Genomic DNA, 25,447 nt, shown 5'->3' with positions numbered 1-25,447 from the left:
TGCTGCAAGCATTCATCTGTCTTGCTGTTATATACTCAGTTAAAATCCAACAATTACTCGATAACAGCTAAAATATCGTTCTGTTTTACAACTACGTATTTTTCTTCTTCCACTTCCACTTCTGTTCCTGAGTACTTGGAGAAGATAACTTTATCGCCAACCTTAACCTGCATGGTAATTTCTTTTCCATCCACAACTCCGCCTGGTCCAACTGCAATTACTTCAGCCTGCTGTGGTTTTTCTTTTGCCTGGCCCGGAAGCACAATACCTGATTTGGTTGTTTCTTCCGCCACTAACTGTTTTAATACAACTCTGTCAAATAATGGTACTAACTTCATGTTGAATTCCTCCTCAATCTATTCATTATTTTTCCTTCCTTTTCAGGAAGATTTTATATCTTTTTCACATAATAATGTTATAGCACGTGTTGTTAGCACTGTCAATAGTTGAGTGCTAATTTTTTTGAAATTTTACATTTGCTCCTCCATGCCAGAACGTTTGAATGCACAAATTTTACAATGTGCAGGCACGTGCTGAAAATTCCAGATTCTCTGCTGTAATTCAATTTTGTGGTTCCGATGCAAATTTTGATGTAAAAATAAGCCATCACCATTATTTTTCCCATCAAATGGACATCCGATGCTTCCTGGCCTGCTTTTTCCTTCAAGAAGATCAGCCATCCAGCCTGTCATAACCTCCAAATACAGCGGCCGGTATATGAGAATTTACCAGGGAAAACCTATCACAGCCGGGAGCGTACAGACGGCAGGAATGCATTTTCTGACACACTATGAAATATTTTATAGAAATTTTCTTATTATATACCTTTATTTTTTCTTTTATTGGTATTACAATATAGATTAATACAGTGATCTATGTCAGGAAGGAGTATTGATATGGCAAAAAAAGGATTAGGTAAATTTGTGGCTTTTGCCGCGATTGCCGGAGTTGTTGCGGCTGGTATCTCATATTTTACAAAATATAAATCTTTTCACGATGAACTGGAGGAGGACTTCCACGATTTTGAAGGAGAAGAGGATAAGGATTCCGAAGAACCTGCAGACAGCACCATGTCCCGCAATTATGTGTCACTGAATCCGGAAAAAGGGTCTGCGCCGCAGGCTCCAAAGGAAGAACCGGAAATTACAGAAGAGATTTCAGAAAAACCGGCTGCAGAAGTTACGTCCATACCGGAAGAACCGGTTTCCGTTCCGGAAAGCGAAACTGTAAAACAGCCTGAAAACGAAACTACAATTGAAGATGATATTACAGAATAACGAGGCGGGGAGATCACTCTCCCGCCTCGTTATTATTTCCAGGGTATCATATTTTTCCAGCGCACTTCCTGTAAACTGGATTCCTCCTGCATGTAAATCCTGCTGCCATCCAGTTCCGACGGCAGATGGTATTCTTTCTTATCAGGATCGTACTGCCATTTATCATCCATTACCGTAACTCCGTTTTCTGCTGTAAATTTCCAGACCGTCTCCACGCCTTTAGCATTGACGCTGGTGTATGTGACCGGGCCGTCCATCAGATCACGGACAAATGTCCCTTCTTTTTTAATCTCCCGGGCCTCTTCTTCATTGATTCCTTCGTAATAGCTGTACCCTATAATCCCTTTGCCGTTCAGCAGGCCATGTTCCCAGTTTCCGGCCGAATAGTCATATCTGGGGTGGTCCAGCCGGATCGCCTGAAGGGCCAGGCCGGGACCGTCCAAGCCCTCTTCACCGAAATTGCCGAAAAAGACCGTGGAGTAGGACTGAAAACAAATCCCCTCCCCTTTGGCCTCAAATCCAGTCTCCTGTCCGTCAAAGAAATAAGGTTTTCCACCCATAGCTGTATAGTAAAGATCCCGGAACGCCTGCTCATTATCATTGAGAAGAGCCGCGGCTGCCGGAAGATCCGTATTCTTTAGATGTTCTTCCAGAAGAATCAGCAGTGAACGCTCTTCATCAGAAATCATGCTCACCGGCTGTGTCTCTGGCGGCGCGGCCGTCCGGGGTTCTGTCTCCGCCTCCGTAACGGGTTCAACGTGTTTTTCCTGACCGGAATAGATCAGCGTCAGCAACACAACTCCAAGGATACCGACCAATAAAACCGCATACCTTTTTATTCTCACCTGCCTCCTCCTCTCCTGTTATTCTGCCGCCCAGGCTTTTTTGAGCAGCCCGATTCCATCACAAATCTGTTCCTCCGTCAAATTTGCGTAACCTAAAATGACGGTAGACCGGGTATGGTTATGAAATGGATGGATAAAATAGCCCGACAGCCCGTAAACACGGACTCCGGCCTCACCAGCCTTCCTCACCAGCTCCTCTTCTTCCGCCCCCGCCCTGCTTGTGAGCAGAACATGAAGGCCCGCATTTTCCCCTTTCACGATAAAGTCTTTCTCAAGCCCTTTTAATGCATTCATAAGGGCATCATGCTTATTCTTGTAGACCGCCCTCATCCTGTTCAAATGGCGCTCATAATATCCTCCCACAATAAACTGGTATAAGATATTCTGGTCGATCCTGGATACAGTGGAGGCATAAAATCCGGCCTTTTTCTTGTATTTTTTTAACAGGGTCCCAGGAAGCACCATATAGCTGACACGGATTGCCGGAGCAATTGACTTGGAAAATGTGCCGATATAGATCACCTTTTCCCTCGTATCCATACCCTGAAGGGCCGGTATGGGCTTTCCCTTATACCGGAACTCACTGTCATAGTCGTCTTCTATCAGATACCGGTCCTCTCTCTGGCCTGCCCACAGAAGCAGTTCCTGCCGTCTCTTCACAGGCATGACAATTCCGGTGGGATATTGATGGGAGGGCATGATATACGCAAGCTGGGCGCCGCTTTCCCTCAGCAGTTCCGGGCTCATGCCGTATTTGTCCATATTGACCGGGCGCACCCGGTATCCCAGGCTGTTAAACACCCGGTAGGCCTGTTTATAGGTGGGATTTTCCATGGCGATCACCCGGTCCGGCCCCAGAACCTGGGCAAGAAGCATCAGCAGATACTCGCTTCCCGCACCCACAATGATCTGCTCCGGCCTGCAGTTCACCCCCCGGGCCGTATGCAGATACTCCCGCACCGCTTCCCGGAGGGACAATTCCCCCTGGGGATCGCCTGCAATGAACATGGCCTTATTGTCATCCACAAGAGTATTCTTAGTGATTTTTCTCCATGCATTAAACGGAAAGCTGTCCAGGTCAATGCCTCTCGGCGAAAAATCCACCTGATACTCCGCTTCCGCCGGTTCCTCCTGCAAAACAAATCCCTCGTCCCGGCTTTTTCCCACCTCCACCAATTCCTCTATCTTAGCCACATAATATCCCTTGCATGGAACCGCCTCTATATAACCTTCGGAAAGGAGCTGTTCATAGGCCATCTGGGATGTGCTCCGGCTCACCTTCAGGTTTTCAGCCAGCACCCGGGTAGACGGAAGGCGGGTCATCGCTTTTAAATTCCCATTTTTAATCTCTTCTTTAATATATTCATAAATCTGCTCATACAAGGGGATATCCGTATGAGATTTTAAAGGCACCATCAATTCCATCTCAGACTCCAAAAAGGCGGAAGACCACACTTCTCATCCTCCGCCTTAGTAACTAAGTTTATTTTGCTATCTTAAATGAACTCTTTAACGATACGATACGGTTGAATACCAGATGACCCGGAGCGCTGTCTTTGCAGTCCACGCAGAAATATCCGTTGCGCACAAACTGGAAACTGTCATATGCCTTCACGTCCGCCAAATTCGGCTCCACATAGCACTCTTTCAAAATGGTCAGGGAATTGGGATTCAAATTCAGGCTGCCGTCCTCGTTCAGTTTTCCCTTCTCCTCATCCACAATGTTCTCATACAGCCTGCATTCGGCTGTCAGCGCCGTATCCGCGGCCACCCAGTGGATGGTTCCCTTCACCTTGCGTCCCTCAAATCCGGAACCGCTCTTGGTAGCAGGATCATAGGTGCAGTGCACCACGGTCACATTGCCGTCTTCATCCTTTTCACATCCTGTGCAGGTCACAAAATACGCGCTCATCAAGCGGACTTCATTGCCCGGGAACAGGCGGAAATACTTCTTAACCGGCTCTTCCATAAAATCATCCCGCTCAATATACAGTTCTCTGCCAAAGGGAACGGTTCTGCTGCCCAGTTCCGGATTTTCCAGGTTGTTTGGAACCTCCAGTTCCTCTGTCTGCCCTTCCGGATAGTTGTCAATCACCAGCTTTACAGGATTTAAAATAGCCATCATTCTGGGCTTCTTTAACTTTAAGTCTTCCCGGATGCAGTACTCAAGCATTGCGTAGTCCACAGAACTGTTGGCCTTGGAAACGCCCACCAGGTCTACGAACATGCGGATCGCTTCCGGTGTATATCCTCTTCTTCTGAGAGCGGCAATGGATACAAGGCGTGGATCGTCCCAGCCGTCCACGATCTTATCTTCCACCAGTTTTTTAATATAGCGTTTTCCCGTCACCACATTGGTCAGGTATAATTTAGCAAATTCGATCTGGCGGGGAGGATTTTCAAACTCACACTCCTTCACCACCCAGTCATAAAGCGGCCTGTGGTCTTCAAACTCCAACGTACAGATGGAATGTGTGATGTTCTCAATGGCGTCCTCAATGGGATGCGCGAAATCGTACATCGGATAAATGCACCAGGCGTCCCCCGTATTGTGATGGCTCATATGCGCCACACGGTAAATGACCGGATCACGCATATTGATGTTTGGAGAAGCCATATCGATCTTGGCCCGGAGAACCTTCTCGCCGTCCTTATATCTGCCTTCCTTCATCTCTTCAAACAGTTTTAAATTCTCTTCCACGCTCCGTCCGCGGTATGGGCTTTCCTTGCCGGGAGTTTTAAAATCTCCCCGGTATTCACGGATCTCTTCTGCTGTCAGATCGCAGACAAATGCTTTTCCCTTCTTGATCAGAAAAACTGCGCAGTCATACATCTGCTGGAAATAATTGGAAGCAAAGAACAGACGGTCTTCATAGTCCGCGCCCAGCCACTTCACATCTTCTTTGATGGATTCTACAAATTCCACCTTTTCTTTGGTCGGATTGGTGTCGTCAAACCTCAAATTGAATTTGCCGCCGTACTTCTGGGCGAGGCCATAGTTTAAAAGGATGGATTTCGCATGTCCAATATGCAGATATCCATTGGGTTCCGGCGGGAAACGGGTCTGCACATGGTTATAAACGCCCTCGGCCAGATCCTTATCTATCTCCTGTTCAATAAAGTTTTTAGAAACATTTTCTAACGCTTTATTCTCTTCCATAATTTTCCTCCATTGCTGCTGCCCGCTTTGGGACATCATTAATAATAGCTAATCATATCATATTTCCTTTATTTAGAAAAGGGTTTTATGCGAATGTTCTCATCTAAAAGATGATACACTAATAAAAAGACCGGAAAGGAGTTCTAAATATGAAAATAGATAAACGAAAAGTAGTTTTAGTGGGAACCGGAATGGTGGGAATGAGTTATGCCTATTCCCTTCTGAACCAAAATGTATGCGACGAACTGGTGCTGATCGACATCGACAAAAAGAGGGCGGAAGGAGAGGCCATGGATTTAAACCACGGACTGGCATTTTCCGGTTCCAATATGAGAATCTATGCCGGAGATTACAGCGACTGCCGGGACGGCGATATCGTAGTGATCAGCGCCGGCGTGGCTCAAAAACCGGGTGAAACCAGGCTGGATCTTTTAAAACGCAACGCGGTGGTATTCCGTTCTATCGTGGAGCCTGTGGTGTCCTCCGGTTTTAACGGCATCTTTCTGGTAGCTACTAATCCGGTAGATATTATGACCCGGATGGTATATACTTTATCCGGATTTAATCCCAGAAGGGTTTTAGGAAGCGGAACCGCCCTCGACACGGCCAGACTGCGCTATCTGCTGGGGGATTACCTGAAAGTCGATCCGAGAAATGTCCATGCTTATGTGATGGGTGAACACGGGGACAGCGAATTTGTGCCCTGGAGCCAGGCCATGCTGGCCACCAAGCCCATTTTGGAGCTGTGCAGAGATGAGCAGAATAACTGTAAGACCGAAGACCTGGAAACAATTTCCGATGAGGTACGAGGGGCTGCCTATAAAATTATTGAGGCCAAAAAAGCTACCTATTACGGCATCGGCATGGCTTTAACCAGAATCACAAAGGCGATCCTGGGCGATGAAAACAGCGTTTTGACCGTATCCGCCCTGCTCTGCGGGGAATACGGACAGACCGATGTATTTACCGGAGTTCCCTGTATCATCAATCAAAATGGGATTCAGAGAATTTTAAAGCTTTCGCTGTCAGACGAGGAGCTCAAAAAACTGGATCAGTCCTGCTGCACTCTGAGGGACAGTTTCAGCCAGATTTTTTAGGAAGCTAAGAAAAGACAAAGCCGGCAGATGGGCATAACTTAGGAAAAGGCGGCCCCATCCGGCCTCATAGCCGTCTTTCCCAATCCGCGCATCAAATCGGCTTTGTTCTTAAATAATACTGATTTTCATTTACATGAAACAGAAATGGTAAGGCCCACCCCGGCCTTTTCCCTCCCGGCTTACAATGCAATCCAATATATATTAACCGGCCTGCCATCCGGATATGGTTTTGTCTCCGCCAGCCGGCCCCCGCTATGTTCAATGGTTCTTTTGGATGCCTCATTATCCTGGTAGCAGCCCAGCATGACCTTGGAAAGCCCGATACCCTTTGCATACTCCAGCGCCAGCCTGAGCATCTCTGATGCATACCCTTTCCGGCGCTCCCGGGGTCTCACCGCATAGCCGATATGGCCCCCATACCGGGTTAGAAATTCATGTTCGATAGTATGGCGGATATCGATCATTCCAACAATCCTGCCGTCACCTTTCCTCACCGCAAAAAAGGTGGAAGCCGGAACCCAGCTTTCACTGACCGTCTGCGGATCACTGTTCAGCCTGATCTGCTCCAGCCATTTTGAATACTCCATCTGGTCAAACAGGGCGCTTCCGTTTATCACAGGTTCACCGTTGTCAAAAAACTCCTGTTTCATCTCCTCTGCCGCCTGCTTATGTGCCTCCAAAGGCTTGACAAGCTCTAATTCGTCCATAAAACCGCTCTCCTTCCCGGCTGTGTTTTCAGCCATATCATGATATTAATTTGTAAATTATAACATATTTAATTTTATAAATATATATTATTATGCTATAATTAGGTGAGGTGATTTTATGGCTGATTTTTTAGATTTTTTATTGAGTCTCGGAGAAGTCTGTGTCAATCTCTGGAATGCATTTACGGAAAAAGGGCGGAAAAAGAAATAGCCGCCCTTTTATCCTGACTTCTAAAGCTAATCTACCCCGATTTCATCAAGGGCCTGTTTTAAATACTGTAATTTTACATACTCCTCCGGCGCGATATCATACTGTTGGTCCAAAAGCCCTGCATCCAGAAACATATCGTTCATGGTTTGATACCAGGAAAGCATGGTTCCATCCTCTTCCAGTTTTTTCATATCTTCAATACTAATCCAATTTGTTTTTTCCGTTACCATAAATGCTACATCATAGTCCGTATTTATGTAATCAGCTACTTTTTGAACGGTTTTTTCCATATTATTATTGCGCTCATCTGTGCCCCGCAGCCATGCTTTAAGGAAACGGACTACCACATCCTCATTTTTTTCCAAAAATTTATTAGTAGTCACCCAGCTGTTCGTAAAAACTGCCTCCGGCAGAAAATCTTTTGAACCGCTTATGGTTATCACATTTTCATTCCCCATATCCTTTCGGATTTGATCCGTATATGGCACTTCAATTGAAATCGCGTCAATCTGCCCTGTCATAAATGCCGTAACCTTGCCGGAGGCATCCATATTGATCATATTAACGTCGGTTTTCTTCATATTATTTAGTTTCAGCGCCATGGATAAAACTAATTCCGATGTGGTTCCGGCGGATATCCCCACATTTTTCCCCATGAGGTCTGTCATATTCTGATATCCGCTGTCTGCTCTCACAAGTATTTCTCCGCTCAGATCCGTGCTGTCCAGGGCAATGATGGAGCATTGTCCCTGAGGAGCGAATACATGCGCGCCAACTCCAAGATAACCGATATCTATGTCTCCTGACGCCATAGCCGCCAGTTCTGTGGCTCCTGAAGTAAACTGAACCAGTTCAACTTCCAAATTCTCTTCTTCAAAATACCCATTATCGATTGCGTTCAAAAGCCCGCCCACTCCTACTACATGCGGATGATAGGCAATCTTAATTTTTTTTGCTCCTTTATTCCCACCGGGATTCCCGCTGTTTTCTTCTTTCGTGTCCTTTGAAGCATCCTGACTTGTCGGTGAGATATTTTTATCTTTTTCGCTTTCCTTCGGGACGGAAGAACTGCATCCTGCCGTCACAATTAAAGCCATGCTCATCATAAACGATAACATCATTTGTTTTTTCATGTAAAATCCCTCCATACCGGAGCATTTTTTCACAGATAACCGCTGCGAACTTCAGCTTCTGAGCTGCGATTCAAATTTGCGGCCCCGGCTTACATTGGGGTGTAAAAAATAAGCCATCAAGATTATTTTTCACACAAACTTCTTGTTTTCAAAGGCAGATCATTCCCGCATCAGTAAATCCCCTCTTCTCTCCAAATGCGGTTCATCAATTCATAACGTTTTAAATCAAGACCGGCATAAATGCTGTTGGAGGTGGAGAATATATAACCATAATCCGGCATCCCCTCTTTTAAACAGCGGCGAACCTCTTCCGTAACCTCTTGTTCGCTCCCTGTCTGGAGAAGGCCGCAGTTCACATTGCCGATCAGGCAGATTTTTCCCTTACACACCTCCTTTACCGCTTTCAGACTGACGCCTCCCTGGGGATCAATGGAGTGCAATGCGTCCGGTCCGCAGTCTGTCAGACGTTTTAAAATGGGCATGATATTGCCATCCGTGTGTTTAATCGCATAAAAGCCCAGCTCATGATAAAATTCGATTATTTCTTTCAGATAGGGGCCTATGAATTCATCAAACTGATCTGTGGTAAAAAATGGATTTTGGTTAAAGCAGTAATCAGAGCATAGGATGAATCCATCCAGCAATCCTTTATGTTGTGATAGTTTTTCCGCAAATGTTTTATAGTGTTCCATCATTTGATGGGTTTTTGAATGGATTGCTTCCGGTTCTTCATACATCTGTACAGAAAAATCCATCATGGAATCACCATCCGGGATTCCAGGCGTAGGGTCGCCATGTACCATTAAAAAGTACCGGTCACCCGAAAGTTCCCGGATTGTTTCCAATAATTCCACAGCAGCTTCAGCGCCCGCATTTCTCGGATGGACATGAATTGCGCTGTGGTTATACTTTTCAGCAATTTTAATGTAGGTATCAGCCATGTCGGTTAAATGCATCCTGCGCTCGTTTTTAGACATTTGATCCCATTGATAATAATTCCGGTATTTTGGGTGCACTTTTCCTATGGATTCCATAACAGGAAAAAATACAAGTTCAAAATGAGGTACATGCCCCTCAATTGGCTGACAACGTAAAGCTTTAATAAACTTTTCCCTCGGCGTTACTGTCATTTGGTCCTCCCCCCTCTTTCAGTAATTATAAAACAGCCAGATTCCACCGCTCACTCCCTCCTCCGCAAAGCATCCGTCAGTAAGAATTTGCAGTATAGAAAACGTTTTCTATATCTGTACGCCTGGTTTTAAGATTCATTTCATTCTCCGCATATAGCAAACGTTTTCTATTATTTATATATAAAGATTAAATCATCCAATCATATTTGTCAAGTTTTTTAGTATATTATTCTATATTTTCTTTATATTTTTAATATTTTTTATGCATTTAGATATGTATTTTATAGTTATCGTTTTCCATAAATGTAAAATTAATCCAAAAAACCGCCTCATGTTTCTGTACAAAAAAGAGAAGCCTTTAGGACTCCTCTTCTCCATATACATTTGTATGCTTTTCCTGTCTGAATGTATTCGGCCCTAAAAATTCGCCGTTATGCCAATATGGGTTAAATGTCTCCACCTTCTTGGCTTGTTCTTCCAGTTCCTTTGTGGATTCCTGTTTTCCCTGCTTTTCTTGTTTCATCGTTATCACCTCAATGGTAGTATCCGCAATTTTAGAAATTTTATAACGTCCCATCTTACAGTTTTGTTTATATGTATAATAAAAATAAAACGGGTCCGCGTTACTCACGGTCTTCTTCCAGTATAACCGATGTGCCGCTGGCAACTGCTGCAAATATACTGGGAGTAAAAGGCGTATATTTAAGGTCAACTCCTATTATAGCGTTTCCCCCCAAACGTACCGATTCCTGAATCATTTTGTTGAACGCGGATACTCTCGCCGCTTTTAACCTTTTCGGATAATCATTTATCACATCCGGGTATAGAACTTCTTCTCCGATCACAATTCCATTATACTTGACGATTTTATAATTCTTTACATCAGCCGTTGTTATTAAAAGATGGTTCCTGATCCGGTCGTCTAAATCAGCCAGCAGCCTCCACTGATAGTCCGCTTTAATCAATAGCTTATTACAAAATTCGCCTACACTGTAATCGGTTACTCTGTCAAGATACTTCTGAAGCCGCTCCTTATATATGGGAAAGTTCTCCTTATCGTCCATCTTTGCAGGAATTTTCAGGTTATTTAACAGTCTGTTACAGTCATCGCATATTTTTTTACCAGGCAGTTCACTTTCGGAAATCGGAAATTCAGCAGAGATAAAATTAAATTCTCTTCCACACAGACAACATTTACCAGCCATAACATCCCCTTCTACATATAATTCCCACGGCATTTCTGCCAAACAACAGATACATCGTAACATATAACACAAAAAAACCCCTAGAATTTACTAGGGGTATCAGCTGCTGACGGGAATCGGACCCGTGACCTCCGCACTACCAATGCGACGCTCTACCGACTGAGCCACAGCAGCGTTTCACGGCTTGGTTAAGCCTTAGATATATTATCATGAGAATCTGCATTTGTCAACAGATAAAATATATTTTATATTATTTTTTCCCATCTTTCGCTCACAGATTATTTTCTGCGCTCATAAGTTAAAGTAAAAAAGATAAAGAGGCAATTATGGCTGAAAATGATATGACTGCAAATAACGGCGGCAGCAACGGAACTGCCCCCGCTGCTAACAATGACTACGGGCTTACCACTCCGGTAGCGCCGGAAGGAGGCGCTCCGGTTTGGCCCGGCAATACAAACGAAAATACCCCTGTGGCTCCACTCCCTAATCCAGGCGAAGGAGGCCCCGTGGATTCCGGCGATGGCAGCAACATACCGGTTGTTCCGCTCCCTAACCCCGGTGAAGGCGGCCCCGTGGCCCCCGGCGACGGAAGCAACATACCGGTGGCGCCGCTTCCTAACCCAGGCGAAGGAGGCCCTGTATCTCCGGGAAGACCGCAGCCTTCCTGGCCCGACTTTCCTATTAACCCGCCTGCGCAGTACTATGCCCAGGTCCGCTTCCTGAACGCGTCCACCAATTCATTCCCGGTGAATATTTCTATTGATAATGAACCTTACGCTGTCAACTCCCGGTTTGCCACCGTCAGCAATTATGACTGGGTCAGCGATGGTTTCCATACGGTTACGGTGCGCCGCGCAACCGGAATGCGCTCCATTCTTCTGCAGCAGACATTCCCGTTCGTTTCCGGTGAAAAGGTGACCATGGTACTGGTGGATTCCGGTTCCGGCGGCCTCAACATGATCCGGGTTCCCAGCGCCGGATGCAGAAATGTCCCTTATAATTCAGGGTGCTACCGGATCGCCAATATGTCCTACGCCGGTTCCAATTATGACCTCAAATTATACGGGGGAGAAACCGTCTTCCGAAACATCGGTTTCCAGGAAGTTACCTCTTATAAACAGGCTGTGGCCGGTTCCTATCAGTTCTACCTGACAAGGGCCAACAGCTTCTCCGTTATCCGGGAGCTTCCGATCATCGTGATAGGCGCAATCGCAGGTTCCAATATGACCAGCCAGCCGTTGGTGTCCTTCTATGTGGACATTCAGGCAGGCAGGAATTATACCTCTTACATTATTGGCAATACCTGGTCTGATAACTCGTTCCGCGTTATGACTGTTGAAGATTAGATAATAGCTGATTAAAAGAAATGTAACCGGGGTGCGGCTTTTTCTCCGCACCCCGGTTACATGAATTCTGTTGTCATAAATCTGTTGTCATTTATCCTGGTAAGTCACAGACCAGTACTGCTTTTTGGCAAGTCTGACCGCCTCGTCTGCGGCCAGTCCGGCAGAAACGGCCCTGTCTTCCTCAACTGTCCGCGTTTCTTCAAAGTTCTTTTCAGCGCTGTCCTCACCCTCTCCGGCTTTTACCTCCAAATCAGATTCCGCCGGCTCTTCTGTTTCCTCAGGCGTATTGAGAAGCAGAGCAGATAATCCCGCCTCTCTGCACTTTTTTTCCACTTTTTTCGAATCTGTAACTTCAGACATGTCGATGATCAGGGCATTCACCTTCAGATCGGAAAAGGTGTTGATCTCTTTTACCATGCTGTCCCAGTCGCCTTCTACCTCTGCCATCAACACTTTTGCGTTATAGTCCTGTTCCAGCCGTTCCTTTATCTCTTCCCTGTACTTCAGTTCTTCATCCTCTTTTGTTTTGGGGACGCAGAAACCGATGATTTTATTGGTCAGGTCACCCACTACCTTTATATAATCTACCGTATACTCTTTATCAGTCTTTTCGCCCCGGATCATCTTAACCACCGCATCCGCTGCCGTGTGGGCCTGGGTGGCATAGTCATTGAAGACGGTTCCGGTAACGGTCCCCTCTTCAACATATCCCACCGTATCCCGCAGCGCATCCACACCTACCAGGCAGATATCGTCTCCAACGGTTCTCCCTGCTTCCAAAATTGCGCTTCTGGCGCCGTTAGCCATGGCATCGTTGTTGCAAAAAACAACTTCAATTTCTCTTCCATATTGGAAAAGAGCGTTGGATACAAGCTGGTATCCTTCCTTCTGGTTCCAGCTGCCGCTGCGTTTGGTCAGGCATTTGGTCTTAATCCCGGCGTCTTCCAGCGCCTTTATGGAATATTCCGTTCTGTATTCAGCGTCCAAATTGTCATCTGCGCCGGTTATCATCACATAGCTGATCTTACCATCCCCGTTAAAGTCCCCTTTATTCGGAGTTTCCAGTATGATCTCCCCCTGATAAGTCCCGGACTGTCTGGCGTCCGTTCCCACATAGGACGCTGCTATATTTTCATCTTTCCAGCGCCTGATTTCTTCCTCCTTGGGCGCCCGGTTGATGAACACAACCGGAACCTGGGCGCCGCTGCATTTATTCACCAGCTCTTCCGCCTGATCCGCCTGAATCACATTCACAATCAGTCCGTCATATCCCTGCTCTAAAAATTGATCGATCTGCCGGTTCTGCTCTTCCTGGCTCCCTCTTCCGTTTACGGTCAAAACTTCCGCATTATAAACTTCTGAAAGGTATTTTTCTATCTCATCCCTGTACTGGGACATGAATTTATCATCAAAATTATAAATACAGACGCCTATCTTCAATTGAGGCCCCGGCGCTTCCTTAGTGGAACCTTCCTCCTGGCTAATGTCCTGCACCTTCTTCTCCCCGCCGCATGCCGATGCTGAGAGGAGCGCCAGAATCATTCCCAGGGCCGCCAGCCACTTTCTGCATTTTTTCATCCCGACCTCACACCTTCTGCTTCTACTGACGGTTCAGCTTCTTTTCCATTAACTCACTGTTATTGCTGTAGATCACCGCGTTTTCCTTGGATATGATCCCCTGCCTGTACAGGTTCATGAGACTGGTATCCATGGAGATCATGCCCTCAGCCTGGGAAGTGGAAATCACGCTGTCAATCTGATGGATTTTGGATTCCCGGACCATGTTGCGGATGGCATTGTTGAAAAACATGATTTCAAATGCCGGATAAACGCCTCCGTCAACAGTAGGAATCAGCTGCTGGGATATGACCGCCTGCATGACCATGGATATCTGAATTCTGATCTGCTGCTGCTGGTTGGGCGGGAAATTATCGATGATACGGTCAATGGTATTGGCAGCTCCCACCGTATGAAGGGTTGAGATCACCAAATGGCCCGTTTCCGCCGCTGTCATAGCTGTCTTTATGGTTTCATAATCACGCATTTCTCCCACCAGAATTACATCAGGGGCCTGCCTTAAAGCCGCCCGCAGTCCGGAAACATAGCTGTCCGTGTCCGTGGCAATTTCCCTCTGGGTTACAACACTCTTATTATGGCGGTGAAGATACTCGATGGGGTCTTCCAGAGTGATTACATGGGCATTTCTGGTGCGGTTGATTTCATCTATTATACAGGCCAGAGTAGTGCTTTTTCCGCTTCCGGCCGGTCCGGTCACCAGCACAAAGCCTTTGGTCAGCCTGGCGATATCCACAATGTTTTTGGGCAGGTGCAGTTCCTCAAAATTAGGCAGGTCAAATGTCACCACCCTGATTACGGCAGCCAGGGACCCCCTCTGACGGAACACATTGGCGCGGAACCTGGAAACCTTGGGAATGGCAAAGGAAAAATCATCATCCCCATGGGTTCTCACCTTCTCCATATTCCTGTCTCCCGCAATATGGTAAAGCTCAGTTATCATCTTTTCCATCTGGTCCGGATAGAGCTTTTCATCCCCCTGATAAATAATCCGCCCGCCGATCTTATAAGAAAACGGCATACCTGGGATTAAAAAGATATCTCCGGCTTTCTTTTGAACCGCAAGGCTCAGTAATTCTTCAACATTCATATACTGTCTTTCCTCTCAACTGTTTCATTCATACTCCGGTCCAAACCGGCATGGAATCGTCGATTTCGTACTCATCCTGATTAAATACTTTCCATTCCGAAATCTCAAACAGGGTGCTTCCCCCTTCATTGATCCTGAGTTCAATGTGTAAAACCTGGCCGTATTCCATGGGGATATCCGTTTCAACCGTGCCGGTTTCTTTTCTGTAATAATCCCCAAGAGCGACTTCTAAAGCGGTTTCAACATCTCCGCTTCCGGCAGATAAAAATGCTTCCTGAAGCTTTTTATCTGCCATTTCCAAAAAGTTTTCACCTTCCCTGTCCGCCTGGTAATAAATCAGGGCCGATGCCGCCCCTTTCTGGGCCAGATTCCAGTCCCCTTTTGCACTGCTCAAAGACAGCAGCCCGAAAGTTGCCAGACAGAGCACAATAAAAATCAGGATCAGAGAGGTGCTTCCGATATTCATTCTTCCTTTCATCTGTCTCCCCTCACCGTCTGACTGTATTTCTGCGTCTCTAAACTGAATACCACACGGTTGTCCTCAGTTCTTGAAATCACCACTTCAGCATAGGACATCCTGTCCCGATCCGATACCGTAATATCCGCCAGATAGGCAGCGCCTGCTTTTTCAGAAAGCGGATTCCAATCACGGTCCCAAAACATGCCGTACTGCCTTTCTCCGGCGCCGGTATGGGCCTGGGCGCCCAGCGTTTCAGTCAGGCCCTCTTCCCCTTCCGCTTTCCATACCTCGGCAATGCTTTCCGCCGCCAGCACGCTTTGATTTAAATCCTTGGCCTGACGGCTCATGTTATTGGCCTTCACAAATACCAGAATACAGGTGCTGGCACACAAAATAAAGAAAAATACTACCATAATCATCTCCATCATAAACATTCCCGATGGAGTTTCTCTTTTTTTACTCATTTCTGCCGCCTCCGCTTCTAAGGGATAATATCAGGCGGCTGCCGCCTTCACCTGTTGTTTCAACCGTTATCAGGCGCCCTTCCTGTTTCAGCTCCAGTCCGTCACAGTCTATGATCTCCAGGCCGTCCGACAACCCCAGCCCGCTCTGGGTATCCGTAAACAATTCACGGATGCTTCCATCCATATAATAGATCATGGTTACATAGGTCTCGCCGTTAATCTCCTGTGAAAGTTCCAGCACCGATGTCCCGTCCACCTCTTTTACCCGGACTCCGCCATAGGTATCCCCCTGGCGCACCTTATTGGCAACATAATTAAGGGCCGTACTTCCGGTATAATTCTCCTCCATACGGGCCGTAATATTCTCATACACCTTGCCGCCGATCAATACGGTAAACAGGGCGCATAACACAAAAACCAGAAAAAGGAGCATGGTAAAAAGCGTATTCATGGTCTGGCCTTTTTGTACGGATTTATTTCCCATTCCAGCCGCCTCCTGATTCTTTTTTTACCGGAACTACGGTTATTTCCGGCATAATATTGGACGCAAAACCGCTGTAAAATACATTGTAGCGGCTCTCGTCAATCTGAATCCCATAATTGTCTTCCAGATAGGCCACGCTGGGCGGGTACCGCCCTTCAATGGCATAACACTGCACCGAAGCCCTGCTGATTCCCCGTCTCAGGGTTTCCGCCCCTTCTACATCCGCCTTCGCGGAAAAGAACGAAACGCCCATCCAGAAAATCCACAGCACGGCGGCAAACATCAATATGGAAAACAGGACACCCGCAATTGATCTCTTTCCTTTTTTCTTATCTGCCATATAAGTACCTCACATCAGCCGATTGCCGAAAGCACGCCCACTAAAGGCAGCATTACGGACAAGAGAATAAGCCCCACCGAAACAGCCAGCACCGCCACCACCGTAGGCTCAAATCTGGCAATCATATTGTCAATGGCCGTGTCCGCCTGCTGCTCATAGTCCTTTGAAATTTCCTCCATGACCGTATCCAGACGTCCGCTCCGGCTGCCGACCTTTATCATCTGAATATGGAAACCGCTGAACAATCCCGTCTTTTTCATGGCGTCATAATAGCTGACGCCGTCTTCCAGGTCTTCCCCGCATTTGCGGATCTGTTCCTCAACCCTGCCGTTTTCCACCAGGGACTGGGCGAGCCCCATGCCCTTTTCCAGCTCCATCCCGCTCTTTAAGGTCAGCGCCAGGACAGAGGTAAACCTCCGGTTTGCCACCGCAAGGGCGATTTTGCTCCTTCGCTTCATATTGTCCATAAATGATTCAACCACATGGAACTTCTTCCCGAATTTCGAAGCAGTCCAGATTACCGCCACGACCACGGCCAGCACACAGGAAACTGCCAGAGCCGCGCCGCTGAACACGCCTCCCAGCCGGATCGCCGACTTAGACACCGGTGAAATCTGCGCTCCAAGCTGCGCATACACATCTTCAAAAATGGGCATGACCTTTATGAACAGCACAAACAGCACTACCAAAAGCATGAATACCATGATCACAGGATAGGTCACCGCATTGCGGATGCTTCTGAGCAGCGCATTTTCCTTCTCATAATAAATTGACAAGGATTCCATGATCTGATCCAGCGTTCCCGTCTGCTGTCCCAGCCTGGCCATTCTGACCACATACGGCGGAAATGCCTCCGTTTTTTCCAATGCCTCTGCAAAAGGTTCTCCCAGTTCCACTTCTTCTGATATATAAAGCAGCATATCCTTTTCAGCCTGTGTCGCCGCATCCTCCGCCATAATAGAAAGCCCTTCGTCTAAAGGGATCGCGGAACTGAGCAGCAATGATATCTGAAGGCAGAATGCCGATAATTCTTCATATGAGTATTTGCGCCCTATTTTATTCGCCATCGCTAAAATCTCCTTCCTGTCAACTGTTACTAAGTATACTATTTCTGCTGTTGGAAGTAAATACGCCAATGAAACGAAATTATCCCATAACATAAAAAATGGCGCGCGCCGGTGTTCTCCGGCCATGGGAGAACTAAAAACAGGACCGCCCCGTTTCCGAAGCAGTCCTGCCTGTTTTGGTTTAATATAAGAATTTAGCCTGGTAGTTCGACGCATTGCCAATATATTCCATGATCTCCTTGCTCTGTTTTGCAGAGGAGGCGAAGGTGGGATCCATAAGCTGCCAGTCATGTCCGTCAAAAAAGATCATGCCGTCAACCCAGCCCACATTGTCAATATAAACGTTGACCCATGCGTGATATACGCTTCCCGTATATCCCACCACCAGTTTTGTCGGTATGTTCTGGGAACGCAGCATCGCGGTCATGACCGCCGCGTAATCAAAGCAGATTCCCGTCTTCTGGGCCAGCACCGTATCCACATTGGGCAGATAGCCGGATTTCACGCTGGAGGCCTTTGCCGTGTCATAGGTCAGATTCGTAATCACATAATTATAAATCGCCGTAACCACTTCTATGGGATCGCTGATCCCCGCCGCAATCTGGGAACCGGTCTGTACCACCGTACTGCCGCTGTTGAAATTCACATATTGGTTGGGATACAAAAATGGAGCGAACTCATCCGTTATTGTGACTGATATATCCTGGCTGAACGCTTGTGAATACTGGTTTCCCGTAAGGTTCTCAAATACCTTTACGGAATAGGAACCGTTTCCCTCCGATAGCGGGAACACCTCATAATCATTCCTGGCATTCAGGTCATAGGTATAGGTTTCTTTGCCGCTTTTTGTGATCTGCACTTTGATCTTGCTGTTGCTTCCGCTGTACTTCACCATCACGTAGCCCTGGCTGGAATTGGACGCATCCAGGAGAACTTTGCCGTTATCATAGACGACCGTTCCCGAAGCCTGAGGCTGGCGCACATTGCTGCTTTCCGGCTTCTCATATAAAGGAATCTGGTTATCTTCTATGATGGCTAAAACAGCGGTTGTTTCCGCCGCGCTGCTCTGTCCTGATCCATCCCGGGCAGAAGAACATGCAGTTAATCCTGCTGCAAGCGCCACGGCCAGAATTCCGGCGGCTATATTTCTTCTCTTCATAATATCTGAACCTCCGTATCTTTTTCCAGTTACAGTTACATTATAGCCTTTTTACGCTATAAAGTAAACAGCTTTGTCACCTCAAAGGTTTACAGATTTCTTTCATTCTTACTGGAGACGCTGTCTCACGATTTCATAGGCTAAAACACCTGCTGCCACGGAGGCGTTCAGGGAATCGATCTCACCTTTCATAGGTATGGAAGCGGTCATATCGCATTTTTCCCGGATCAGTTTGCCCACTCCGTCCCCCTCATTGCCGATCACAAGGCCGATGGGGCCTTTTAAATTCAGACGGTACATCAGTTCGCCGCCCATATCTGCGCAGACAAACCAGAGGCCCTTCTTCTTCAGGTCTTCAATCGTGGCCGCCAAGTTGGTCACCTTTGCCACCGGAGTATAATTTAAGGCCCCTGCGGAAGTTTTGGCAACCGTTGCAGTCAATCCTGCCGCCCTTCTCTTTGGTATGATCACGCCATGGGCGCCGGCTAAGTTGGCGGTACGGATGATCGCGCCCAGGTTATGGGGATCTTCAATTCCGTCCAGCAGAAAGATAAAAGGAGGTTCCCCCTTCTCTTCAGCTGCCTTTAAAATGTCCTCAACCTCAGCATACTCATAGGCTGCCGCATAAGCGATTACGCCCTGGTGTTTGCCGGTCTCCGACATCTGGTCCAGACGCTCTTTCGCCACATAGTTAATAATGGTATCCTGCTTTCTGGCCTCCCTCGTTATGGACTGGACAGGGCCGTCTTTACATCCATCCAGCACAAAAAGCTTATCGATGGTCTTACCGGAGCGAAATGCCTCCAGAACCGCATTTCTTCCTTCTATGGTAAACTCTTCGTATCTCATTCCAATTCTCCAATCTTTAAAAGCCCATGGCTGATCAATGTTATCATTCGTTCATACTGTTCCGTCAGATACAGATAACCGATTAAAGCTTCAAATCCGGTCGCCATCCGGTAATCGATCACGGTCGCATGTTTGGCGGTGGACACTGATTTGGCATTGCGCCCGCGTTTAAAAGCCGCTGTTTCCTCTTCCGTCAGTTCTTCTTCCAACGCCTTAATCAGCCTGGCCTGGGTTTCGGCTTTCACCAGCCCCGAACTCTTTTTATGCATTTTATTCACCTGCATGCTCCCGTGATTGATCACTTTCGTGCGGATGACCAACTCATAAACGGCGTCGCCAATGTAGGCAAGAACCAGGGGAGAATAGGTGCGGACATCTATCTCCCCCAGCTTCAGGCTGTCTTTGCAGAAACGGATAAACGAATCCTCTGCCTTTATGCTTTCTTCCATTTCACACCTTCTCTGGTATCTTCCAAAACAATACCCATATCCAGAAGTTTTCCGCGGATTTCATCTGCCAGGGCGAAATTCTTAGCTTTTCTGGCCTGCTGTCTGGCTTCGATCATGGCTTCAATCTCGCTGTCCAGAATCTCCGCCTTTTTCTCCGTAATGATACCCAGCACGTCGCAGAGTTTTTCAATTGTGGCCTTCATGGCGTGTGCATACGCTTTGGAGCTGGATTCACCGGCTGTGGAATTGCTCAGTTTTACCAGTTCAAATACAGCCGCAATTGCGTCTGCCGTATTGAAATCATCATCCATGGCAGCCTCATACTTTTCAACCAGTTTATCCGCGTCCGCCATCCACGCCTTCTCTTCTTCATTCAGCACATCGCCCTGGGCCTTTTCTTCCAGATCTTTTAAACGTTCAACTGATGTCAGAATTCTCTCCAGGCCGTTCTTGGACGCTTCCATAAGTTCCGCGCTGAAGTTCAGCGGGCTTCTGTAGTGGGCGCTTAACATGAAGAAACGCAGCACCTGCAGATCGTATTTTTCACTGATCTCCCTTACGGTGAAGAAGTTTCCTAAAGACTTAGACATCTTTCTGTTATCAATATTTAAAAATGCATTGTGCATCCAGTAACGGGCGAACTCTTTTCCATTGGCCGCCTCGCTCTGGGCGATTTCATTCTCATGATGGGGGAAGATCAGATCCTCTCCGCCCGCATGGATATCGATCTGGTCGCCTAAGTATTTCTTCGACATGACGGAACACTCGATATGCCAGCCTGGACGGCCGTCGCACCACGGGGACTCCCAGTAAGGTTCCCCTTCTTTTTTAGGCTTCCAGAGAACGAAATCCGCAGGGTCTTCTTTCCCTTCCTCGCCGGTGACTTTGATCTCACGGAAACCGGACTGCAGATCTTCCAGGTTCTTATGGGACAGCTTTCCATACTCTTTAAATGATTTTGTACGGAAATAGACGGTTCCGTCTGCGGCCGCATAAGCGTGTCCTGCCTCAATCAGGGTCTGTATCATCTCCAGCATCCCGCAGATTTCCTGGGTTGCCAGCGGATGGGTGGTGGCCGGTTTAACATTCATGGCCTCCATGTCTTTCTTGCATTCTTCAATATAACGTTTGGAAATCGTGTCTGCGTCCACGCCTTCTTCAATGGCCTTTTTTATGATCTTATCATCCACATCGGTGAAATTGGATACATAGTTGACATCATATCCTTTATACTCAAAATAGCGTCTGACCGTATCGAAAATGATCATGGGACGGGCATTGCCGATATGAATGAAATTATACACGGTAGGCCCGCACACATACATCTTTACCTTACCTTCTTCCAAAGGCACAAATTCATCTTTTCTCTTCGTTAAGGTGTTATAGATCTTCATAATTTCCTCTGTCCTCTCACTTCTTCTATCTAAGCTTTTTTACAGCATCCGCCGCAGGAACCGCAGTCTTTTGCCAATATTTTATCATCATAACAGTAATCGGCGGTTTCCGTCAACAGGGTTATGGCCTGAGATGAAATTCCTTCGCCATTTCCCGTAAAGCCCAGCCCCTCTTCCGTGGTGGCTTTGATGCTGACCCGGCCCGGTTCCAGCTTCAGGGCTTCTTCAATATTAGCCGCCATCTGAGGGCGGTACGGCGCCAGTTTGGGCCTCTGGGCAATGATGGTGGCGTCGATATTCTCAATCACATATCCCTTATCTTCCAACAGCCCTCTCACATGCCGGAGCAGCTCTATGCTGGATATTCCCTGATACTGCGGATCCGTATCGGGAAAATGCTGCCCGATATCGCCAAGGGCCGCAGCCCCTAAAAGAGCGTCCATCACTGCATGAACCAGCACATCCGCATCAGAATGTCCCAACAGCCCCTTTTCGTATGGGATTTCCACACCTCCCAAAATCAGTTTACGTCCTTCTGTCAAACGGTGTACATCATATCCCTGTCCAATTCTCATATTATTCCTCCATGCCGAAGCATTTTTTGCTGTTCTGCTTTAAGTCTAAACTATGATACGTATCTTCTTTTCAATACATCGAATCTGAAGGTCCTGCTGGCACAAACAGCTTTCGCCGTCCACATGGACGGCCAGGGGTTTGTCCGTATGAATCACAAGTTCCCGGCATTCGAAATTCCGGATTCCAGGATGCCTGCCGTATTTCTTCAAACGCGCGCCGGCCAGCACGGGAATCAGCTTCCGACGGGAGGAACCGTTGACCACACAAACGGCCAGCTTCCCATCACTATAATCGGCTTTGGGGGCAAACTTAAACCCGCCGCCTTCATACGGATGGATGTGGGCGGAAATAAAATAGATATGGTTAAACTCCACTTTCTGCACGCCATCCAGCAGTATGTATCCCTTCACGGATTTGGCACACAGCAGTTGTCTGATCCCGATCAGGATATAGCTCAATCCGTTTAAATGAAGCCGGTTCAGAACACTGCGTAGCCTGGAATGAAGAATATTATGGCAGATCGCCGCATCCAGCCCGATCCCTGCGCTGACCATAAATCTTCTATATGATATAACATCTTCTCCATAGGAGACTACCCCATAATCCAGCAGTTTATGATATCTGGGGTTCAAGACCTTTTTCAGGGCCCGGTAAGGATTTTTCGATATCTTGAGGCTTCTGGCAAGATCATTGCCGGAACCCGCAGGTATATATCCAAATGTAACGGGCCCGCAAAAACTGATACCGTCCAATACTTCATTGACCGTACCGTCACCGCCCACCGCAACGATCATCTTAGGGTCCTTCATACCTTCCGTCAATTCGCGGGCAAACCGTTTCGCATCCCCCTGCTGTTTTGTCAGATGGGCTTCATATTCGATATTAGCGGAATCTAATTGCCGTTCCAGTTTCTTCCAGATACGGACTCCCCGCCCGCAGCAGGCATTAGGATTCACTATAAAATGATACATAAAAATCCTCCATGACGGAGCGTTTTAGCGCTGATACCGCGCTGCACAGGCACCCGCTGAGAAGTCCGGCTTCCCAGCGGCGATTCAAATTTGTGGCTCCGGCACAAATTCGGGTGTAAAAAAATAAGCCGTCAGGATTATTCTTCACACCAGCCTTCATAATCTTATTATCCTATATTGTATCATAAACATAACAAAATGATAATAAAAATTATGAAAAAAATTGTAGAAAAAGTATTGACAATTAAAACAATATCATTTATACTTATCAAGCAGTCGACAAGCGCTGGTAATTAAAGGTTTGAAAGGCTACATAACCCAGGGATCTTAGCTCAGCTGGGAGAGCATCTGCCTTACAAGCAGAGGGTCATAGGTTCGAGCCCTATAGGTCCCACTGATTCGAAAGAATCGCTACAATTTCATATGGCGGAATAGCTCAGCTGGCTAGAGCACACGGTTCATACCCGTGGTGTCGTTGGTTCAAGTCCAATTTCCGCTACTATCTCATTTACCTTGTGATTTCAATATCGCAAGGTTTTTTAATTTCTGCAGCAGACAAAGGCCAGGAAAATATGGTATTCCACATTTTCCTGACCCTGAACGCTTTCATTTTCCAACCCCAAAAACATATTTTATAAAGAAGCTTCTCTCAATTTACTGATAATCAACTGCTGCGCTTCCTGCCACTCATCCAGCATCCGCATGGTGAAGCCGTGATGGCTGTTCGCAAAACATTTCATAGTCACTAAAGAGCCCTGCCCGGCTATCCGGGTTCCGTATTCCAGATTCATGTCCTTAAAGGGGCAGATTCCGGCAGCGATGACCAGGGTTTCAGGCAGCCCCTTTAAGCCGCTGTCCTCAGCCAGTACCGGCGTGTAGTAAGGCTGTGAAATGACCGTTTCATCACAGCCGGAATACATATCGTTAAAAGCCCGGCTGCGTCTGGCCTGGGGCTCCTCTCCTTTGGTAAACGAGGCCAGATCAAGGGCGGCAAAATCCAGAATCTGAAGACAGAGCTGGAATTCTTTTGTCCGGTTTGCTTTCAGCGCCACCGCGGCAGTCAGATTGCCGCCTGCGCTGTGTCCGCCCATGGATACCCGTTTCGGATCTGCGCCCCAGGCCTCACACTGGGAAAATGCCCATTTTACCGCTTCATAGCTCTGTAAAAATGCAGTCGGATATTGATAATCCGGGCAGAGGGCATAGTCCACATCCACCACAATCCCTTTGATTTCTGCGGCCAGATGAGCGCAGTACATGTCATCGTCCTGGTTCTGCGGCAGGTAAAACCCTCCCCCATGGCAGTTAATGTGCACCGGGCAGTGATCCGTCCTGTCTTTGGCTGTGGAAACATAACAGGTGACCGGCGTTTTGGTCAAAGGAGCCGGGACCACCACGGTTTCCCGTTCCACTCGATTCAGATATTCCCTGTATTCATCCGGAATGTACCTGGCCTGGAGCATAGTTTCCCGGTTTCCTCCCGTTTCCTGAATGATCTTTCTGAACGCTTCTTTTTCCTGTTCCGTAAAAGCCATTATCCTTCCTCTCTTTCACCGCTTATCAATTGGCGGGATCTTTCATAAATTCCAGCAGACTGTCCCTCTTTTCATCCAGATACCTGCTCCATGTCCCTTCATCTACAAATGGGTTCTCTCCCGGATGTTCCTCCATATAGCGGCGTTTTTCCACCAGCCGGTTGTTATTGGTGTGATTTCCCATAAACACATCCACATGCTGGTCTCTGACCTTTTTCAGGGAATCCAGGTACACCTGTCTCATCCGACAATCCGTATCTCCGATTTCCCTTAAAAATTCCCCTTTCAGGGTATTGAAGCCGAAACCGCCGTAATAACCGGCCCGTTTCACTTCATTCCCATCGGAAATATCAAAGAAACAGGCGATACATCCAGCCGTATGTCCCGGTACCAGATAAAAGCTGATTTCCGTATTTCCAAATGTCATCACATCGCCGTCATTGATCAAAATGTCAGGAGTAAACAGGGAATCCATAAAATCCGTGCTCTCCTGAATAGCCGACTGCTCCGGGTGTTCTTCAAACATCAGGGCATCCGGAGCGCCTAACAGCAGTTTTGTGCCGAACATTTTCCGGAAGAAAACCGCCGATCCGATGTGGTCTACATGGCCATGGGAAAGGATCATCCATTTGACATCCGCCGGATTAAAACCGGCCTCCCATATGGCCTGAATCAGCATGGCCGTGGCGCCGCAGTTCCCTCCGTCGATCAATAACAGCCCCTCTCCGGTATCCACCAGATGGACGCATACCCAGTCATCCCCTACGTAATACAAATTGCCATACATTCTGAATGGATGGAGATAGCGGCTCTCCTGGTCTGTCCAGATTACCGACATAGGATTTTCCATCAGGGCCGATCTTCTCTCCTGATATTTCTCATACTCTTCTTTCATTGACATGTTCTATATTCCTCATCTTCCA

The 25,447-nt window shown here is 47.2% G+C and carries 28 protein-coding genes and 3 tRNA genes; 5 read left to right on the top strand and 26 right to left on the bottom strand.

Annotated features, from left to right (window positions below):
- Window positions 1-53: 53 nt before the first annotated feature.
- Both GPL15_RS13760 and GPL15_RS13755 read right to left on the bottom strand, forming a co-directional pair.
- Entirely contained in the window at window positions 54-338 is a 285-nt protein-coding gene (locus GPL15_RS13760; protein WP_215699250.1) for a co-chaperone GroES, read from the bottom strand.
- Between the two features lie 132 nt (window positions 339-470).
- Complete coding sequence (locus GPL15_RS13755) at window positions 471-692, bottom strand: hypothetical protein (RefSeq protein WP_215699249.1); 222 nt, start codon at window positions 690-692, stop codon at window positions 471-473.
- Window positions 693-896: 204 nt separating this feature from the next.
- Here GPL15_RS13755 and GPL15_RS27505 point away from each other — a divergent pair, with 204 nt between their 5' ends.
- Window positions 897-1,277 (top strand): hypothetical protein, encoded by a 381-nt coding sequence (locus GPL15_RS27505; protein WP_252198410.1) that lies wholly within the window; start codon window positions 897-899, stop codon window positions 1,275-1,277.
- 32 nt (window positions 1,278-1,309) lie between these two features.
- Here GPL15_RS27505 and GPL15_RS13745 read toward each other — a convergent pair whose 3' ends face one another.
- The 3 genes from GPL15_RS13745 to GPL15_RS13735 are packed head-to-tail and all read right to left on the bottom strand — an operon-like array spanning window position 1,310 to window position 5,282.
- Complete coding sequence (locus tag GPL15_RS13745; protein WP_215699248.1) at window positions 1,310-2,122, bottom strand: hypothetical protein; 813 nt, start codon at window positions 2,120-2,122, stop codon at window positions 1,310-1,312.
- A gap of 18 nt (window positions 2,123-2,140) precedes the next feature.
- Complete coding sequence (locus GPL15_RS13740) at window positions 2,141-3,547, bottom strand: PLP-dependent aminotransferase family protein (RefSeq protein ID WP_215699247.1); 1,407 nt, start codon at window positions 3,545-3,547, stop codon at window positions 2,141-2,143.
- Window positions 3,548-3,605: 58 nt separating this feature from the next.
- Window positions 3,606-5,282: a glutamine--tRNA ligase/YqeY domain fusion protein gene (locus GPL15_RS13735; protein WP_215699246.1), complete on the bottom strand. Its 1,677-nt coding sequence runs from the start codon at window positions 5,280-5,282 to the stop codon at window positions 3,606-3,608.
- A gap of 149 nt (window positions 5,283-5,431) precedes the next feature.
- Between GPL15_RS13735 and GPL15_RS13730 the strand changes: the two genes are divergently transcribed.
- Window positions 5,432-6,379, top strand: a complete 948-nt coding sequence (locus GPL15_RS13730; RefSeq protein WP_215699245.1) for an L-lactate dehydrogenase — start codon at window positions 5,432-5,434, stop codon at window positions 6,377-6,379.
- Window positions 6,380-6,558: 179 nt separating this feature from the next.
- Here the strand turns inward: GPL15_RS13730 and GPL15_RS13725 are convergent, their stop codons facing one another.
- From GPL15_RS13725 to GPL15_RS13700, 6 genes are all read right to left on the bottom strand, one after another.
- A complete protein-coding gene (locus tag GPL15_RS13725) occupies window positions 6,559-7,086 on the bottom strand; it encodes a GNAT family N-acetyltransferase (RefSeq protein WP_215699244.1) in 528 nt (175 codons plus the stop codon).
- Between the two features lie 237 nt (window positions 7,087-7,323).
- Window positions 7,324-8,430: an ABC transporter substrate-binding protein gene (locus GPL15_RS13720; RefSeq protein ID WP_215699243.1), complete on the bottom strand. Its 1,107-nt coding sequence runs from the start codon at window positions 8,428-8,430 to the stop codon at window positions 7,324-7,326.
- Between the two features lie 170 nt (window positions 8,431-8,600).
- Entirely contained in the window at window positions 8,601-9,560 is a 960-nt protein-coding gene (locus GPL15_RS13715; RefSeq protein ID WP_215699242.1) for a uroporphyrinogen decarboxylase family protein, read from the bottom strand.
- Between the two features lie 358 nt (window positions 9,561-9,918).
- Window positions 9,919-10,191 (bottom strand): hypothetical protein, encoded by a 273-nt coding sequence (locus tag GPL15_RS13710; RefSeq protein ID WP_215699263.1) that lies wholly within the window; start codon window positions 10,189-10,191, stop codon window positions 9,919-9,921.
- Complete coding sequence (locus tag GPL15_RS13705; RefSeq protein WP_215699241.1) at window positions 10,184-10,765, bottom strand: heavy metal-binding domain-containing protein; 582 nt, start codon at window positions 10,763-10,765, stop codon at window positions 10,184-10,186. The genes GPL15_RS13710 and GPL15_RS13705 overlap by 8 nt, the downstream gene beginning before the upstream one ends.
- A gap of 101 nt (window positions 10,766-10,866) precedes the next feature.
- Window positions 10,867-10,939: transfer RNA gene (locus GPL15_RS13700), tRNA-Thr, on the bottom strand.
- Window positions 10,940-11,091: 152 nt separating this feature from the next.
- Between GPL15_RS13700 and GPL15_RS13695 the strand changes: the two genes are divergently transcribed.
- The gene (locus tag GPL15_RS13695) at window positions 11,092-12,111 is read left to right on the top strand and encodes a DUF4397 domain-containing protein (RefSeq protein ID WP_215699240.1); all 1,020 of its coding nucleotides are present in this window, start codon (window positions 11,092-11,094) and stop codon (window positions 12,109-12,111) included.
- A gap of 87 nt (window positions 12,112-12,198) precedes the next feature.
- On the opposite strand, the gene GPL15_RS13690 is transcribed toward GPL15_RS13695, so the two are convergent.
- From GPL15_RS13690 to GPL15_RS13630, 13 genes are all read right to left on the bottom strand, one after another.
- On the bottom strand, window positions 12,199-13,689 hold the full coding sequence (locus tag GPL15_RS13690) for a substrate-binding domain-containing protein (protein ID WP_215699239.1): 1,491 nt from the start codon (window positions 13,687-13,689) through the stop codon (window positions 12,199-12,201).
- A gap of 22 nt (window positions 13,690-13,711) precedes the next feature.
- Window positions 13,712-14,776, bottom strand: a complete 1,065-nt coding sequence (locus GPL15_RS13685) for a PilT/PilU family type 4a pilus ATPase (RefSeq protein ID WP_215699238.1) — start codon at window positions 14,774-14,776, stop codon at window positions 13,712-13,714.
- Between the two features lie 28 nt (window positions 14,777-14,804).
- The gene (locus GPL15_RS13680) at window positions 14,805-15,254 is read right to left on the bottom strand and encodes a hypothetical protein (protein ID WP_215699237.1); all 450 of its coding nucleotides are present in this window, start codon (window positions 15,252-15,254) and stop codon (window positions 14,805-14,807) included.
- On the bottom strand, window positions 15,251-15,700 hold the full coding sequence (locus tag GPL15_RS27500; protein ID WP_252198408.1) for a hypothetical protein: 450 nt from the start codon (window positions 15,698-15,700) through the stop codon (window positions 15,251-15,253). The genes GPL15_RS13680 and GPL15_RS27500 overlap by 4 nt, the downstream gene beginning before the upstream one ends.
- Window positions 15,693-16,184, bottom strand: a complete 492-nt coding sequence (locus tag GPL15_RS13670) for a DUF4860 domain-containing protein (RefSeq protein WP_215699236.1) — start codon at window positions 16,182-16,184, stop codon at window positions 15,693-15,695. Before GPL15_RS13670 ends, GPL15_RS27500 begins: the two co-directional genes overlap by 8 nt.
- Complete coding sequence (locus tag GPL15_RS13665) at window positions 16,174-16,524, bottom strand: hypothetical protein (RefSeq protein ID WP_215699235.1); 351 nt, start codon at window positions 16,522-16,524, stop codon at window positions 16,174-16,176. Before GPL15_RS13665 ends, GPL15_RS13670 begins: the two co-directional genes overlap by 11 nt.
- Before the next feature lie 14 nt (window positions 16,525-16,538).
- On the bottom strand, window positions 16,539-17,591 hold the full coding sequence (locus tag GPL15_RS13660) for a type II secretion system F family protein (RefSeq protein ID WP_215699234.1): 1,053 nt from the start codon (window positions 17,589-17,591) through the stop codon (window positions 16,539-16,541).
- Between the two features lie 181 nt (window positions 17,592-17,772).
- The gene (locus GPL15_RS13655; RefSeq protein WP_215699233.1) at window positions 17,773-18,750 is read right to left on the bottom strand and encodes a transglutaminase-like domain-containing protein; all 978 of its coding nucleotides are present in this window, start codon (window positions 18,748-18,750) and stop codon (window positions 17,773-17,775) included.
- Window positions 18,751-18,858: 108 nt separating this feature from the next.
- Window positions 18,859-19,599 (bottom strand): 23S rRNA (guanosine(2251)-2'-O)-methyltransferase RlmB, encoded by a 741-nt coding sequence (gene rlmB, locus GPL15_RS13650; RefSeq protein ID WP_215699232.1) that lies wholly within the window; start codon window positions 19,597-19,599, stop codon window positions 18,859-18,861.
- The gene (locus GPL15_RS13645) at window positions 19,596-20,048 is read right to left on the bottom strand and encodes a ribonuclease III domain-containing protein (RefSeq protein ID WP_215699231.1); all 453 of its coding nucleotides are present in this window, start codon (window positions 20,046-20,048) and stop codon (window positions 19,596-19,598) included. Before GPL15_RS13645 ends, rlmB begins: the two co-directional genes overlap by 4 nt.
- On the bottom strand, window positions 20,033-21,442 hold the full coding sequence (cysS, locus tag GPL15_RS13640) for a cysteine--tRNA ligase (RefSeq protein ID WP_215699230.1): 1,410 nt from the start codon (window positions 21,440-21,442) through the stop codon (window positions 20,033-20,035). Before cysS ends, GPL15_RS13645 begins: the two co-directional genes overlap by 16 nt.
- Window positions 21,443-21,471: 29 nt before the next feature.
- A complete protein-coding gene (ispF, locus tag GPL15_RS13635) occupies window positions 21,472-22,017 on the bottom strand; it encodes a 2-C-methyl-D-erythritol 2,4-cyclodiphosphate synthase (RefSeq protein WP_215699229.1) in 546 nt (181 codons plus the stop codon).
- 45 nt (window positions 22,018-22,062) lie between these two features.
- Entirely contained in the window at window positions 22,063-22,989 is a 927-nt protein-coding gene (locus GPL15_RS13630; RefSeq protein WP_215699228.1) for a YegS/Rv2252/BmrU family lipid kinase, read from the bottom strand.
- A gap of 321 nt (window positions 22,990-23,310) precedes the next feature.
- Here GPL15_RS13630 and GPL15_RS13625 point away from each other — a divergent pair.
- A tRNA-Val gene (locus GPL15_RS13625) sits at window positions 23,311-23,383 on the top strand.
- A gap of 31 nt (window positions 23,384-23,414) precedes the next feature.
- Window positions 23,415-23,488: transfer RNA gene (locus tag GPL15_RS13620), tRNA-Met, on the top strand.
- 133 nt (window positions 23,489-23,621) lie between these two features.
- Here the strand turns inward: GPL15_RS13620 and GPL15_RS13615 are convergent.
- Both GPL15_RS13615 and GPL15_RS13610 read right to left on the bottom strand, forming a co-directional pair.
- On the bottom strand, window positions 23,622-24,524 hold the full coding sequence (locus GPL15_RS13615) for an alpha/beta hydrolase fold domain-containing protein (protein WP_215699227.1): 903 nt from the start codon (window positions 24,522-24,524) through the stop codon (window positions 23,622-23,624).
- Between the two features lie 25 nt (window positions 24,525-24,549).
- Window positions 24,550-25,425: an MBL fold metallo-hydrolase gene (locus GPL15_RS13610; RefSeq protein ID WP_252198406.1), complete on the bottom strand. Its 876-nt coding sequence runs from the start codon at window positions 25,423-25,425 to the stop codon at window positions 24,550-24,552.
- Between the last annotated feature and the right edge of the window lie 22 nt (window positions 25,426-25,447).

Source organism: Clostridium sp. MCC353, assembly GCF_018785315.1.
Taxonomy (GTDB): Bacteria; Bacillota; Clostridia; order Lachnospirales; family Lachnospiraceae; genus CHH4-2.
The sequence above is the reverse complement of the archived record's forward strand: the minus strand, read 5'-3'. Positions and strand labels throughout refer to the sequence as shown.